Origin of the sequence: Gilliamella mensalis (assembly GCF_900103085.1) — a bacterium.
In the GTDB taxonomy this organism is placed as follows: domain Bacteria; phylum Pseudomonadota; class Gammaproteobacteria; order Enterobacterales; family Orbaceae; genus Gilliamella; species Gilliamella mensalis.
On record NZ_FMWR01000002.1, the window covers coordinates 90113 to 105332 of the forward strand.

At 34.4% G+C, this 15220-nt stretch carries 18 protein-coding genes; 6 read left to right on the plus strand and 12 right to left on the minus strand.

What is annotated here, in order from left to right; translation table 11 throughout:
* Position 1: 1 nt before the first annotated feature.
* The 3 genes from rpoZ to pmbA all read right to left on the minus strand — a co-directional run bounded on the left by rpoZ (position 2) and on the right by pmbA (position 3555).
* On the minus strand, positions 2–292 hold the full coding sequence (rpoZ, locus tag BQ5209_RS00735) for a DNA-directed RNA polymerase subunit omega (protein ID WP_085246673.1): 291 nt from the start codon (positions 290–292) through the stop codon (positions 2–4).
* A 159-nt stretch (positions 293–451) separates the two neighbouring features.
* Positions 452–2194: a SulP family inorganic anion transporter gene (locus BQ5209_RS00740; protein ID WP_208609902.1), complete on the minus strand. Its 1743-nt coding sequence runs from the start codon at positions 2192–2194 to the stop codon at positions 452–454.
* 8 nt (positions 2195–2202) lie between these two features.
* Positions 2203–3555, minus strand: a complete 1353-nt coding sequence (pmbA, locus tag BQ5209_RS00745; RefSeq protein ID WP_085246674.1) for a metalloprotease PmbA — start codon at positions 3553–3555, stop codon at positions 2203–2205.
* Positions 3556–3632: 77 nt separating this feature from the next.
* On the opposite strand from pmbA, the gene yjgA reads away from it, so the two are divergent.
* From yjgA to cspE (BQ5209_RS00760), 3 genes are all read left to right on the plus strand, one after another.
* Positions 3633–4169 carry a ribosome biogenesis factor YjgA gene (gene yjgA, locus BQ5209_RS00750; RefSeq protein ID WP_085246675.1) on the plus strand — a complete coding sequence of 179 codons (537 nt, stop codon included), beginning with the start codon at positions 3633–3635 and terminating at the stop codon, positions 4167–4169.
* A gap of 66 nt (positions 4170–4235) precedes the next feature.
* Positions 4236–4766: an inorganic diphosphatase gene (ppa, locus tag BQ5209_RS00755; RefSeq protein ID WP_085246676.1), complete on the plus strand. Its 531-nt coding sequence runs from the start codon at positions 4236–4238 to the stop codon at positions 4764–4766.
* 387 nt (positions 4767–5153) lie between these two features.
* Positions 5154–5363: a transcription antiterminator/RNA stability regulator CspE gene (cspE, locus tag BQ5209_RS00760; protein WP_025315032.1), complete on the plus strand. Its 210-nt coding sequence runs from the start codon at positions 5154–5156 to the stop codon at positions 5361–5363.
* Between the two features lie 108 nt (positions 5364–5471).
* Here cspE (BQ5209_RS00760) and gapA read toward each other — a convergent pair whose 3' ends face one another.
* The 4 genes from gapA to BQ5209_RS00780 form a co-directional block, all read right to left on the minus strand.
* The gene (gene gapA / locus BQ5209_RS00765) at positions 5472–6467 is read right to left on the minus strand and encodes a glyceraldehyde-3-phosphate dehydrogenase (protein WP_085246677.1); all 996 of its coding nucleotides are present in this window, start codon (positions 6465–6467) and stop codon (positions 5472–5474) included.
* Between the two features lie 504 nt (positions 6468–6971).
* Complete coding sequence (gene cspE, locus BQ5209_RS00770) at positions 6972–7181, minus strand: transcription antiterminator/RNA stability regulator CspE (RefSeq protein ID WP_065585781.1); 210 nt, start codon at positions 7179–7181, stop codon at positions 6972–6974.
* A 304-nt stretch (positions 7182–7485) separates the two neighbouring features.
* Positions 7486–8295, minus strand: a complete 810-nt coding sequence (gene proC / locus BQ5209_RS00775) for a pyrroline-5-carboxylate reductase (protein WP_085246678.1) — start codon at positions 8293–8295, stop codon at positions 7486–7488.
* 115 nt (positions 8296–8410) lie between these two features.
* Entirely contained in the window at positions 8411–9352 is a 942-nt protein-coding gene (locus BQ5209_RS00780) for a type IV pilus twitching motility protein PilT (protein ID WP_167370286.1), read from the minus strand.
* Between the two features lie 36 nt (positions 9353–9388).
* Here BQ5209_RS00780 and BQ5209_RS00785 point away from each other — a divergent pair, with 36 nt between their 5' ends.
* Both BQ5209_RS00785 and BQ5209_RS00790 read left to right on the plus strand, forming a co-directional pair.
* On the plus strand, positions 9389–10090 hold the full coding sequence (locus tag BQ5209_RS00785; protein ID WP_085246680.1) for a YggS family pyridoxal phosphate-dependent enzyme: 702 nt from the start codon (positions 9389–9391) through the stop codon (positions 10088–10090).
* Between the two features lie 37 nt (positions 10091–10127).
* Complete coding sequence (locus tag BQ5209_RS00790) at positions 10128–10685, plus strand: YggT family protein (RefSeq protein ID WP_085246681.1); 558 nt, start codon at positions 10128–10130, stop codon at positions 10683–10685.
* Between the two features lie 33 nt (positions 10686–10718).
* Here BQ5209_RS00790 and BQ5209_RS00795 read toward each other — a convergent pair whose 3' ends face one another.
* The 4 genes from BQ5209_RS00795 to corA form a co-directional block, all read right to left on the minus strand.
* Positions 10719–11141 (minus strand): YcgN family cysteine cluster protein, encoded by a 423-nt coding sequence (locus tag BQ5209_RS00795; RefSeq protein WP_085246682.1) that lies wholly within the window; start codon positions 11139–11141, stop codon positions 10719–10721.
* Positions 11138–11386, minus strand: a complete 249-nt coding sequence (locus tag BQ5209_RS00800) for a YcgL domain-containing protein (RefSeq protein ID WP_085246683.1) — start codon at positions 11384–11386, stop codon at positions 11138–11140. The genes BQ5209_RS00795 and BQ5209_RS00800 overlap by 4 nt, the downstream gene beginning before the upstream one ends.
* A gap of 19 nt (positions 11387–11405) precedes the next feature.
* On the minus strand, positions 11406–12371 hold the full coding sequence (glk, locus tag BQ5209_RS00805) for a glucokinase (protein WP_085246684.1): 966 nt from the start codon (positions 12369–12371) through the stop codon (positions 11406–11408).
* 198 nt (positions 12372–12569) lie between these two features.
* Positions 12570–13511 carry a magnesium/cobalt transporter CorA gene (corA, locus tag BQ5209_RS00810; protein WP_085246685.1) on the minus strand — a complete coding sequence of 314 codons (942 nt, stop codon included), beginning with the start codon at positions 13509–13511 and terminating at the stop codon, positions 12570–12572.
* A 216-nt stretch (positions 13512–13727) separates the two neighbouring features.
* Between corA and BQ5209_RS00815 the strand changes: the two genes are divergently transcribed.
* Positions 13728–14255, plus strand: coding sequence for a single-stranded DNA-binding protein (locus BQ5209_RS00815; protein ID WP_085246686.1), 528 nt, complete (start codon positions 13728–13730; stop codon positions 14253–14255).
* Between the two features lie 269 nt (positions 14256–14524).
* Here BQ5209_RS00815 and BQ5209_RS00820 read toward each other — a convergent pair whose 3' ends face one another.
* Complete coding sequence (locus BQ5209_RS00820; protein WP_085246687.1) at positions 14525–15217, minus strand: DUF2461 domain-containing protein; 693 nt, start codon at positions 15215–15217, stop codon at positions 14525–14527.
* Positions 15218–15220 lie beyond the last annotated feature (3 nt).

Below are 15220 nucleotides of genomic sequence, written 5' to 3' on the forward strand. Positions count from 1 at the left end.
CTTATTCGTACGATGGCGTGTTTTCGAGAAGAATAGATTCATGAAGTGTTGCACGCACTTCTGCTTCTTCGTCTTGACGCGTTTGAAAGTCAGCAATATCAAGAATCTGCTTGTTGACAAGGCCATCTTCAATTTCACGTAAAGCTATAACAGTTTCTTTGTCGTTTTCTTCCGGAACAAGCGGTGATTTATTTTCAACTTGTAGTTGGCGAGCGCGTCTTGCAGCTACAATAACTAGGTCAAAGCGATTACCAATTTTTTCTACTGCATCTTGAACAGTTACACGTGCCATTTTTACCTCTATCTAATGTTGTTTACTAAAATGCTTTATTTGAAAGATCCAGCATTGTACTTAAATTTGTAGGTGATTGTCTAGATTAATATTGCTTAATCTATAGAAATCAAGGGTTCTGAGATAAATAAAAAACAATTTTTAAGATTTTAATACTGGTCATAATAATAGACCAGATTCATCATTAATTTTATTATTTATATGCTCCTTACTTTGGACTAATTTAACCGCAAAATAGAGATCATAAGCAAAATCAATATACTCATCATCAAGCTTAATATTCATTTGTTTGAACCAGTTTTTTAGCGTTTTGCGTCGACCAGATAAGATTAACGTCACGTTTCTTACTTTTAAAGACTTTACTAATTCCTCAATTCCCGATAAAACACTAACGTCTTTATAGGTAAAGCAAGGAATCGCATCAACAATCACATAATTTACAGGATCTTTTGCTTCGTCAATATAACTAATAATTCTTCGTTTAAAATAAGCAATATTGAAATAAGTTAGCGGAGAATTAAATCGATAAATCATTGTATTATTAACTGGTCGCACATCCTGACCTATTGAATGAATTCGACCACTTTCATCAATCCCTAGCAATTGATCTTTTGGTCTAAATACACGGCGCAAAAATAAAAACAACCCAAGTAGTACTGCCAACGCCATACCAGGAATAATGCCAATTACAAGCACTGAAACGAGTGTTGTCAAACTTAAATAAAACGCATCTCTATCAAATTTAAAAAAGCGGATGATTGTTTGAAAATTGATTAAAGAAATTGAAGAATAAATTAAAATCACCCCTAACACGCAAGTTGGAATAAATTGTAAAGGTGAAAGAAAAAACAACACAACTAGACCGATTAACATTGCGGCAATAATCGAAACGAGCTGAGTTTTTCCCCCATTGGCATCATTCACAGCGGTTCTTGATGAAGTACCACTAACAACAAAACCTTGTGATAACCCTGCTACAATATTGGCTATGCCTAACGCTTTAAATTCGACATCAGCATTGGTTTCGTAATTATTTTTAGAGGCAAAACTGCGTACGGTTATCATCATACTCACAAAACAGATGATGGCAATATTAAGCGAAGGGACAACTAAATCACGCATTAAACCTTTATCAAAATCAAGCCATGATTCAATAGGAATAAAATCACTGCCAACATTACCAATAATACGAATATTAAAATGCTCAAAATTAAATAACCATGAAAAAAATGTCATCACAATGATGGCAAATAGCGGCGCTGGATATTGAGGTTTTAAACGCTTTAAAATAATTAAAATTAACAACGTAAAAAACGAAACCAGTGCAGTACCTATATGAATTTGTAATATTTTAAAAGGAAAATACACAATTCTCTCAATCAAATAAGAGTAATCATAACTAAAGCCCAATGTTTTGGCTAACTGATCAACCATAATGGTGATTGAAATACCATTTAGTAAACCAATTAAAATAGGCTGACTAAGCAAGTCGGCCAAGGCTCCTAGATGCAACTTTCCTGCGATGATACACCAAATACCGATCATGATTGTTAATATCACAACTAATTGCCAACGCAATATTGGATCATTTGCCGCTAACGGTAATACAACAGCCGCAACCACAGCACAAGTAGCCGTATCAGGCCCCACAATCAGCTGTTTTGACGAGCCAAAAAGTGCATACACAATTAAAGGCAAAATGGTCGAATATAGCCCAGCAATAGCTCCAACGCCTGTCAATTCAGCATAAGCAATTGACACTGGTAACGAAACAGCAGCAACCGATAAACCAGACTTAATGTCAAAATTAAGATATTCTCGCTTATACTGTAATAAACAGCATAACCCGGGCATCAATAAAGTTATTTTTTGAAAAAAAGTACTGTGAAAAAACCTGCCCATACTGATCCTTATTTTCCGGCTATGCTCATATTATCAATCAAAATTGAGCCACATTGGATATTCGTTCTTGTTTCAATATCATTACCAATTGCCACAATGTTCTTATAGATATCTTTAAGGTTACCTGCAATGGTAATTTCGTTAACTGGATATTGAATTTTTCCATTTTCAACCCAAAAACCAGTGGCTCCACGAGAATAATCGCCAGTAACGCTATTAACACCTTGCCCCATTAACGAAGTTATTACAACACCTTTATCCAATTTTTTAAGCATATCATCAAAACCCGCATTAGTTTGGCTTGGTGATACAAACCAATTATGAATTCCACCTGCATGCCCAGTCGATGTTAAACCCAATTTACGCGCCGAATAGTTACCTAACAAATAAGTCTGCAGCACACCTTGCTCAACAATATTACGTTGAACTGTTTTAGTACCTTCGCTATCAAAAGGTGATGACCCAACGCCTTTTAGAATATGAGGATCTTCATAAATTGTTAGCCAAGTAGGAAAGACCGTTTGCCCAACACTGTTTAATAAAAACGAGGATTTACGATAAATTGCCCCACCACTTATGGCGCCCACTAAATGCCTAATCAGCCCAACGGCAACTTCCGCACTAAATAGCACTGGCGCTTGCATGGTTGGGAGTTGTTTAGCGCCTAAATGTGAAATCGCTCTATCGGCCGCCTGCTTACCAACCCAATTTGCTGATTTTAATTCACTAAAATCGCGTGATGAAGTATAAGCATAATTACTTTCCATCTGCCCTGCTTGTTCAGCAATGACAGAACATGAAAGTGAATGTGAACTTGCGCAATAACCTTGTAGCATCCCTAAACTATTACCGTATACATAAACACCATAGCGACTACTAAAATAACCGCCATCAGTATTAATTAATTTTGAATGATTGAGCGCGGTTAATTCGGCTTGTTTGGCCTGCTCAATAGCGTTATCGACATTCAAATCACTTGGGTAAAATAAATCTAAATCAGGTGGATTAAATGCCATTTGGCTTGCATCCCCCAAACCAGAACAAGGATCGGGCGAGGTATATTGCATAATATTAATTGCCATATCCACCGTTTGCAAAATAGCCTGTTCGGATAAGTCATTAGTTGACGCACTGCCTTTACTTTGATTTTGATAAACAGTTATAGATAGCGCACCATCACTATTAAACTCAACATTCTCAGTTTCGCCAAGACGCGTGCTTACACTAATACCCGTTGATTGATTAATCGATACCTCAACAGCATCAACTCGTGATTTTGCGTGATTAATAGCATTAGCGACAATAGCTGATAAATGTTCTTTTTGGTTTATGGCTTCTTTTTTAATCTGTTCAATACTCATTTTATTATTTTCTACAATTCTGCTAGTGATACGTTATAATAAGCCAGAATTAAATATTAGTTAACAAAAGAAATAATATGAATCACAATCAAGAGACAAACCTAGAACCCAACTTCGCTATTGACAATGAAGACGAAGAAATCATTTACGTTAGCAAAAGTGAAATCAAACGCGATGCCGAGACCCTTAAAAAATTAGGTATCGAACTTGTCAATTTAAGTAAAAACGAACTAGAAAAAATCCCTCTAGATGAAGATCTTATCTATGCTATTGAACTTGCGCAGAAAATAAAAAAAGAAGGATATCGCAGACAAATTCAGTACATTGGCAAACTACTACGTAGCCGAGACATTGAACCTATCAGCCAAGCGCTTGATAAACTAAAAAATCGCCACAATCAGCAAATTGCCCTATTTCACAAACTCGAAAAGCTACGCGATGACCTGATCACAACTGGCGATGCCGAAACCATTATGGATTTATACCCAACAGCCGATCGCCAGCAACTGCGCACTTTAGCTCGTTTAGCTAAAAAAGAGCAAGATGCCAATAAACCAGCCAAATCGGCAAGGCAAATTTTTCAATATTTAAAAGAATTGAGCGATACAGAATAATCTTTTTATAATGTTCGCTTATTGTTATTAACAAATACTATATAAACTTAGATAGAGGATACAAAAATGGGACTTTTAAATGTACCAGTAGGTAAAGAATTACCAGATGATATTTATGTTGTTATTGAAATTCCAGCTAATGCAGATCCAATAAAATATGAAGTCGATAAAGACACCGGCGCTGTATTTGTTGACCGTTTTATGGCAACAGCTATGTTTTATCCATGCAACTATGGTTATATTAATCACACGTTATCATTAGATGGCGATCCAGTTGATGTATTAGTCCCAACACCTTACCCACTACAACCGGGTTCTGTTATTCGTTGCCGCCCTGTTGGTGTATTAAAAATGACTGACGAAGCCGGACAAGATGCAAAACTAGTTGCAGTGCCTCACAGCAAACTATCAAAAGAATATGATCACATTAAAGATGTTGATGATTTACCTGAATTACTTAAATCTCAAATCAAACACTTTTTTGAACAATACAAAGCATTAGAAAAAGGTAAATGGGTTAAAGTGGATGGTTGGGACAATGCTGATGCCGCCCGTAAAGAAATTGTTGAATCGTTTGAACGAGCAAAAAACAAATAAAATTGAATAAAAAATTAAGCATTACTCTAAGCCATAATACTATTTTATGGCTTTTTTTATTTTGTAAATTTACTGACATCAAAAATTAGTAAAATTTGTAACTATTCAAAATTTGCTTTTTATCAATTAATGGGTTATTTTTTAAAAAATTTGATAAAAAACTTTATTCTAGCTTAAAATTTTATCATTAACTTCTTGCTTTTGATTATAATTTATGCGGTAATAGCACTGGGTAAACAATAAAATATAAAAATTATGAACACAATTAACATTAAATAATGTAGCTTTGGATGCATTACCATGATTTTAATTGCATAATTAATATAATGTTAAAGCCCACACGAGCCGAAAAGGCTAATTATTAATTATTGTTAGGATGTCTAGTAAATGAATAAGAAAACAGGTCAAGTAAAGTGGTTTAATGAAAGTAAAGGTTTTGGTTTTATTACCCCTGCGGATGGAAGTAAAGATGTATTTGTTCATTTTTCTGCTATTTCAGGTGATGGCTTTAAAACCTTAGCTGAAGGACAACAAGTCGAATTTGCTATCCAAGATAGCCCTCGTGGACCAGCAGCAGCCGAAGTTGTTGTTATTTAATAAACCTGATTACGAAAACGCTCATTTTTATAAATGAGCGTTTTTTTAGGCGATAAAAAAAGCGACTCAAGGCCGCTCTTTTAAATTGACTAGTTAAAAAATAATTATTTATTTAGCAACTACAGCAATTAAATCTAATACTTTGTTAGAATAGCCTGCCTCATTATCATACCAAGAAACAAGTTTCACGAAGTTATCACTTAATTGGATACCGGCTTTAGCATCAAATACTGAAGTACAAACCTCACCCAAGAAATCAGTAGAAACAACATCATCTTCTGTATAGCCAAGCACCCCTTTCATTGGACCTTCAGCTGCTGCTTTGATTGCTTTACAAATATCTTCGTATTTAGCAGGTTTTGCTAAACGCGCTGTTAAGTCAACAACAGAAACATCTGGAGTTGGAACACGGAAAGCCATACCTGTTAATTTACCATTTAATTCAGGAATAACTTTACCTACAGCTTTAGCTGCACCTGTTGAAGAAGGGATGATGTTTTGAGCCGCACCACGACCGCCACGCCAATCTTTATGAGATGGACCATCAACAGTTTTTTGAGTTGCAGTAGTTGCGTGAACAGTAGTCATTAATGCTTCAACAATACCAAAGTTGTCATTGATAACTTTAGCTAAAGGCGCTAAACAGTTAGTTGTACAAGAAGCGTTAGAAACGATATCTTGACCTGCATATTCTTTATCGTTAACACCCATTACAAACATTGGTGTGCTATCTTTAGAAGGACCGGTTAAAACAACTTTTTTAGCACCAGCTTGGATATGTTTACGAGCTGTTTCGTCAGTTAAGAATAAACCAGTTGCTTCAGCAACAACATCCACGCCTACTTCACTCCATTTTAAGTTTGCAGGATCGCGTTCAGCAGTAACTCGAATTGTTTTACCGTTAACAACTAATTTGCCGTCTTTAACTTCAACGGTACCGTCAAAACGCCCATGAGTTGAATCATATTTAAGCATATACGCCATATATTCAACATCTAATAAATCGTTGATCGCAACAATTTCAATATCAGAACGTTTTTGTGCAGCACGGAAAACAATTCGACCGATACGACCAAACCCATTAATACCTACTTTGATAGTCATAACAATTACCTTCTTTTTAGTTTTTAATGTTAAAAATCTTTCCTGTAAACTATCAAATTTTAAAGACTTATTCAAGAAGATTCCTAATAATTAAACACGAATTGATTAAATATATTAGACAAAGTACAAGTTAGACTGATTATCGCAAATAAAATCATTATGTTATAAAAAATTGTATACGATATGGTAAGCTAAAGTCAAAAAAAACAAAAAAGGATTATGGAAAGATAAATACCCAATAGCTCCTTGGGATTTTCATCATCACAATATACGATAAATAACATTTAAATGTTTATTATTTAGGCAAATAGTCTTGAGTATGCTATTAATTCGTAACTTATTTATATGCTGAATTAGTTATTTTTAACTTCGCAAAGAAGATAATCTATATAGTAAAAGATCTATTAATGACAAAGAATTTAAAGGCGGGAGGGTAAGTTCCATATATCTTATCAGTAACTACTTACCGATAAGATAATAAAATCAAAAGACAGAGTACAAATCTTAGATAATTGTAACATCCGCAGCTGAAGGACCACGAGGACTATCTTGGATAGAGAACTCTACTTGTTGACCTTCACCTAAAGTTTTGAATCCGTCACCTGAAATTGCAGAGAAATGTACAAATACATCTTTGCTACCATCAGCAGGAGAAATAAAACCAAAACCTTTACTTTCGTTAAACCATTTAACTTGACCAGTTTTCTTAGACATAATAATCTTCCTATAAATAAATTAATCTCAGCCACTAAGGGCTATATTCAAAAACATAAAACCTAGATTACTTATTAACACTAAGAAGAAGATACTGAAGAAAACTAAGCCCTAAAACATAGTAAACCACAAACTACATATATCGAAATGTTACAAAATAAATCCGCATGTCATATGCTTAGTACTATTTACTCATAATTAGTTTACCAATGCAAGTAATCTTTTTTAAAAATTGTTCATCCCATTATTAATAGAATAGTTCATAATGCTATTTTACATGTATAACATTATATATTTTATCATGTTAATCTTTTATCATTGCTTGAGATTTTTTTATCGTTGCTTCTACTGCATCCATAACAGCCGATCTAAATCCTTTAGCTTCAAGCATTTGCACCCCTTCAATCGTTGTGCCTGCTGGCGAACAAACCATATCTTTTAAATCCCCAGGATGTTTGCCCGTTTCTAATAACAATTTTGCCGATCCTAAAACAGCTTGCGCAGCAAACTTATAGGCTTGTTTTCTGGATAATCCACCTTTTACTGCACCATCAGCAAGAGCCTCAATAAACATAAACACAAAAGCTGGCGAAGAGCCACTAGCGCCTACAACCGCATCAATTAAATACTCAGGAACAATTTCAGTTTCGCCAATGCAATTTAATAGTGTTTGTACTACTAACAACTCCTCCTGAGTAATTTCAGAATTTGGCGTAATTGAACACATCGCCGCATTAACAAGCGCAGGGGTATTTGGCATAACTCGAACAATTTTTTGCTCATAACCCACAAATTTTTCAATTGTTTTAATAGTAACTCCTGCAGCAATTGAAATAATGATAGTATTTTTCTTTAGTTCTTTTTGAATATCAGTAAGAACATCAATAATCACATTAGGCTTAACTGCAATAAAAACTATATCTGCAGCACGAGCAACATCTTTTGCTGAATCAAGATTATTAATTGAATAAGTTTGATGAAGAGCTTGCCCCTTTTCCCGATGAGAATCATAAATATAAATTTGTGTTCCCAATACAATATTACTACCCAAAATACCTTGCAATATTGCATTACCCATATTACCTAAACCAATTAACCCTATGCGTTGTTCCATTTTCATCCTCTATTGCAAAAGACCACTTAAAAGATTATAAATGATTTTAGATATAAATCCCCCAATTTTATATTCTAAAAATTTACTCATGCTTTTATAAAAATAACTGATTGTCTTAATTTTCTGGCATCACTTGCATACCATATTGTTGTCCAGTCTGCATAAGAGTAAAGATTTGCTTCATTTTACCTTCGTTAATCAAGTTGCTAACTGCTGGAGTATTAATCAGTATTTCAAATAGAGCTTTACGACCATTTTCAGTAGGTACTAGTTTTTGGTTTATAATGGCTTTTAAACTATTAGAGAGTTGCGAGCGAATAAAATCTCGTGAATTATCTTCAAATACATCGATGATACGATTAATTGTTTGAATAGCTGAACTAGTATGTAGAGTTGCAAAAACTAAATGACCTGTTTCAGCAGCAGTTAATGCAGCTTGGATTGAATGTTTGTTACGTAATTCACCCAATAATATAATATCAGGATCTTGCCGTAAGAGGCCATCAATTGCACATTCCAAATTTACTAATTCTCTTTGATGAATTAACGATTTATCATTTTGGTAAATATATTCAATCGGATCTTCTAAGGTAATTATATGCTTAGCGACTGTTGAATTTATATATTGAATTAATGATGCTAAAGTTGTTGATTTACCACTTCCTGTCGCACCGGTGACAAGAATAAGCCCTGACTCATTTACGGCAAGCTCTCTAAAAATAGCAGGGGCATTAATTTGTGACAGGGTTGGAATGCGATGATTAATAACACGAAACACTGCTGAAATACCACGCTGTTGAAAAAAAATATTTACCCTAAATCGTCCTAATTCAGCAAAATGATGAGCGAAATCTATTTGGCCACTTTGTTTTAAGGTATCAATTTGTGACCGCTCCAATAAATTGAATAATTCAATTTCAAGTTCTAATTGTGATAATTTGTTTTCAGATAAAAACTGTAATTGTCCATTAACTCGAATGCATGGCGCTTCACCACTTGAAAGGTGCACATCCGACGCATTTTGCGTTACACTAAGGGTCAAAATTGAGTTTAACATTAAACTTTGCCTACTAATTACCAATTGGGAATTAACATGAATACGATACATGACAATTTATTTGCTATAAAAAATGAAATTGAAAAAATTGCATCAAAGTGCGAACGAGATCCCAATACAATAGAACTTATTGCTGTCAGTAAAACAAAATCTGTACAGCAAATCACCGAAGCAATAGACGCAGGTCAATTGGCTTTTGGTGAAAATTATGTACAAGAAGGCATAGAAAAGATTAAATATTTTAAACAAGCTATGCCAAACAGTGCACTGATATGGCATTTTATTGGTCCATTACAATCCAACAAAAGCAAATTTGTCGCAGAACACTTTGACTGGATGCACACAATAGACCGTTTGAAAATAGCCCAGCGCTTAAATGACCAACGCCCTACTGATATGGCAAACTTGAATGTACTTATTCAAGTTAATATTAGCCAAGAAACCAGTAAATCAGGTATTGCTGCTGAAGAAGTTGCAGATTTAGCAAAACAAATTATTGCACTTCCCAATCTAAATTTACGTGGTTTAATGGCTATTCCAGAAATAGAAAATGATTTTGACAAACAACTAAAAGCTTTTACTAAAATGCACGAACTTTTACGCTCTTTACAAGCTGATTATCCATGTATGGACACATTATCCATGGGGATGAGTGGTGATATGCAAGCAGCGATCGTTGCAGGTAGTACGATGGTTCGCATAGGTACAGCAATCTTTGGATCGAGGCAGTATTTGTGATATATTGCCTAAATATGTTTATTTTAAGGAGTCTTAAATGACATCGCTTTATTTTCTAGGTAATACCGTCTTAACAATATGTCTATACGTATTGATTTTGCGGTTATGGATGCAAAAAGTACGCGTAAATTTCTATAATCCATTTACCCAATTTATTGTCCGTATTACCCAACCACTTATTGTTCCGTTGCGTAAAGTTATTCCTTCAATTGGGCGTATTGATACCGCAACTTGGTTGCTTTTATACCTATTTGCATTAATTAAAATTATTTTCATTTTATATTATAAAACAGCTAATACCCCAGTTGGGTTTGCTGAATATTTTTTGTTAGCTATAGCGGCCATGGCTCATGCATTTGGTCATTTATTATTCTGGTTATTACTGTTTCGAGCAATTTTAAGTTGGGTAAGCCGTGGTCAGTCAAATGCAGATGAATTACTCTCTCAGTTAACTGAACCTCTCATTGCACCCATACGCCGTATCGTGCCGCCAATTGGTATGATAGATATTTCATTTATGATTTTTGTATTTATTCTAATGTTTTTAAATATGTTTGCTATCGATATTTTCGGCTATTTGTGGCTTTTACTTTAAAACAAAATAAACAGGGAGCTATAGCCCCCTGTTTTAAATAATATGGTCTTCCCAACAAATCACATCTTTTTCATAGACAATACGATTTTTAACCGAAATTTTCAACTTATGCATCAGCTTCTTATTACCAGTAATAAGCGGGTGCCAATGAGGTAATTGTCCTGTTTCAGAAAAATAACGGTAAGTACAAGTTAAAGGTAACCATTTAATGGTAAGAAGATTATCACGATTCAACTTGATACAATCAGGTTCATAATCAAAGCGATTATAATAATGTTTACACTGACAAGTATTAGAATCAAGCAAATTACAAGCCACATTGGTGTATAATATTTCGTCTGTGTCTTCATCCATCAATTTATTTAAGCAACACTGACCACAACCATCACAAAGTTGCTCCCACTCATCATCACTCATTTGATCTAATGTTTTAGATTCCCAAAATGGTTCAATCATACTTTGAAATCATCTTCTTTTAACATTTGTAAGAAAAATCCATCGACCTTAATTTTTTCTTCTATTTCATTAGCGCTACCAACAACAAATTTTCTTTTACCATCAAGCAGCACTTTCATGACAAAAACAGGAGAACCAAAAATAGACATTATTTTTTCTGGAATCATTGAAAAATCATTTTCATTTTCCATATACAAATAGCAGTTTTCTTTTCTGGTACTTCTGTAAATATAACACCACATCATAGAATAACACCTTTACACATCAATATTCTTTGAGACAATTTTGCAAATAAACACCGGCACCAAACAGACCAGGATCTTCATGTGTTATTACATAAACTGGAATTTTTTTAACTAAAAATGACATACGACCTTTGTTTTCAAAAGCTTGTCTAAACGGCGATGCTTTAAAAAATTCAATAAAACGAGGCACAATGCCACCTGCAATATAAATACCACCTTGTGTATTAAGTGTTAATGCCAAATTACCACCAAAACGTCCCATAAAAGTACAAAAATAAGTTAAAGTTTGCAAGCAAAGTGGACAACTTTGTGATAAAGCTTTCCTAACAATAATTTCTGGCGGAATTTCTTCTACTGGTTGATTATTAATTTGCAACAGGGCTTGGTAAATATTAACTATTCCGCTACCTGATAAAAACCGCTCGGTAGAAACACGTCCAAATTTTTTGCGCAGTTGCACTAAAATACGGTCTTCATCATCACTTGTCATTGGTAGCTCTGTATGTCCTCCTTCTCCAGATAAACTAATAAAACGTTCATTAACTTTAATCAAATGTGACACACCAAGCCCTGTGCCAGCGCCATAAATGGCAATTGGATAATTTAAATCAGGTTCATCTCCGCCAATTTTTACAAGATCTTGTTTTGATAATTTAGGAATTGATGTTGATACAGCAGTGAAATCATTAATCACTTCTAGTTTTTCAAGACCAAGAACCTTAATCAATTCAGAGCGTGAAAACGACAAATTATTGTTTGTCATAGTAATTACATCGTCGTCATCAATCGGGCAAGCAATGGCAATACAAGCCATTTTAACGGTAACAGATTGCGCTTGTAAGTAATCTTTAATTAATGTTAATAATACATCATCTTTTGCAATAAGAACTTTAGTAATGGCAGATAATTCATTTATTGCTAAATTATAAAGCGCAAATCTGGCATTGGTTCCACCAATATCGGTGACTAGTGCATATTGATTCATGTTATTTCCTTTGTGATGAATTAACTTTTTATTCAAATAACAAGCTTCAACCGTCAGTCGAAGAAAGCATAATTGTTAATATTATTAATATAATGACATTAAATTCGCTTAATTACCCTAAATGATTACTACGAAGATGACTTCCGCTAAACTATCAAAGTATTAGCGGATAAATATAACAGGATTAAGTAAATAGGCCTACAACCACTTTTTAAGTTTGAAATAAATATAAGGCGCAACACCCGCTAGTAACATCAATAGTAACGAAAACGGATAACCATATTCCCATTTTAATTCAGGCATAAATTCAAAGTTCATACCATAAGCAGAAGCAACCACAGTTGGCGGTAAAAATACAACCGACACAACCGAGAAAATCTTAATAATTCGACTCTGTTCAATATTAATAAAGCTGGTTGCTGCTTGCATTAAGAAGTTTACTTTTTGAAATAATGACTCATTATGTGGAACAAGTGATTCAATATCACGAATCACTTCGCGAGCCTGTTCCAACTGTTCTACAGGCATTTTTGCACGACGCACTAAATAGTTAACCGCCCGCTGACTATCCATTAAACAAAGTCGTACTTTCCATGCGGTATCTTCAAGCTCAGCCAATGAGGTGATCGCCTCATCATAATGTTCTTGCGCAGAGCGATCCATAATAATTAAACTTAATTCTTCTAATTCACTATAAATATTTTCAATTTGATCAGCTAATTGTTCCACTTTAACTTCAAATAAATCAAGTAATACCTCATAAGGATTACCATCACTCATACTCTGATAACGAGAGCGCATACGATACAAACGAAATGCAGGAAGATCACGCTCACGCAATGTAAACAAACGCCCATTATGCACAGTAAATGCAACAGTTGAATTGCCCGCTCGATCTACTGCGTCCTCATAAAAAAAGAAAGAGTGAACATGTAATCCTTCGTTGTCCTCAAAAAAACGGGCTGACGCCTCAATATCATCTAACTCAATACTCGTTGCTAAGTTTTGTCCTAAATGTGTTAAAACAAAATCGCGATCGGCTTCTTCTGGTTCAATTAAATCAATCCAGATCGCATTATTTATATCGCCTTCATTAACCTTTACTAATTGTTTGTTTTTTAATCCAAACGCATTAATCATAAGGCCTCCTATATAGAAAATTTTTTAGAACATTACATTAACAAATGTTGGGCATTATACTCGTTATGGCAACAAATTCCTATGTTTAAGCCAATCTTTCTATATCTTTACAATATGAGAGCAAAATTCCATTATTGAATTAAATTCGCTGATATTACTATTGTCTCATGTTACAATATGCAACTTAAATATTTATGCAATGTTTAGGAGTTAATAATGGCCAATAGAGGAATAAATAAAGTCATTTTAGTTGGTAATTTAGGTCAAGATCCCGAAGTTCGTTACATGCCTAATGGTAATGCAGTTGCTAATTTTAGTGTCGCAACATCAGAATCATGGAAAGATAAGCAAACAGGTGAAAACCGTGATCGTACTGAATGGCATCGCGTTGTCGTATTTGGTAAACTGGCTGAAATTACTGGTGAGTATATAAAAAAAGGTACTCAAGTCTATCTTGAGGGGCAATTACAAACGCGAAAATGGCAAGATCAGTCAGGGCAAGATCGTTACACGACGGAAGTTGTGATCAATCCAATTGGCGGTACTTTACAAATTTTAGGATCACGCAATAGCGGTGAAAGCATGGATGGCGGTTCACAAAATTGGGGACAAAGTGCAAATAATTTTTCATCTGCTCCTGCTACTCAATCTCGACCTACAACACAAAGCGCATCTGTCGCACCAGCACAACCTACAGTCGCACCAGAACCACCAATGGATTTTGATGATGATATTCCATTCTAAATACCATATAAAATCACTTTGTAAAAATAAACCATAGAATACGAAAAGATGCCTCACAACATAAGGCATCTCTTTTTTACACTGATTTTATTATTGTATAAACAATGCCGGCAATATAATAGGTTTTATGAGGAAAAGTGGCATTGAAGCCACTTCGAAAATGATGAGATTTTTATTATTTTGTGTTGAGACTCTATTGATAATCCATGCTGGCAAAGAATTAGTGCTAAATTCTCCCAATATCTAATATTAAAAACAAAGTAAACAAACTAAAGCTTTGGTATATTTTTAATCATTTCCACCCGCATTAAATAATCATAAAGTGGGACTAGCTGTTTAAACCCTTTAGCCAATGTTTGGGGTAAATCACTATTTAATACGTCATCAATATGATTGCTTGTCACCATAACCGCAAGATTTTTGCGGTTATACCATGTAGCTATTTTTGCATCTTGCTCTTTGATTAACGGTCGTTTATAACTTTCACCAACAAGTTCAAATGGTTTTTTAACACAATGCGTCATCGCTAAAAATTTCTTAGTATCATTAAGGATTTCTTCTCGAAAAATATCCATCGTTTGTTTTGATGAACAATAATAACCAAGACCATATTGATAGCTACTTGGGCTAATTTCAAAAAAGTAGGCAGGAGCTTCTTTCCAATCTCGATTAGGTCGTTTAAAGGTCAACCATAAGCGACTACGATAAAGTGATTTATCATTTGAAAAACGAGTATCGCGGTGAATACGCGAAATTGTTTTACCAATGGCTGGGCGAGTCTCAAACCATTCATCAATTTTAAGCATCTCGGGAGCTAGTTGATCAACTAATAGCCTAAAAGGCTTAACTAAATCGTTATCATAAATAGCGCGATGTTGTTCAAACCATGGTTTGCTGTTATTTATCCAAGCATCTTGCAAAAAATTAAGCCCTGCTTGTGTAAAACCAGTGAAGTTTGCCATTGC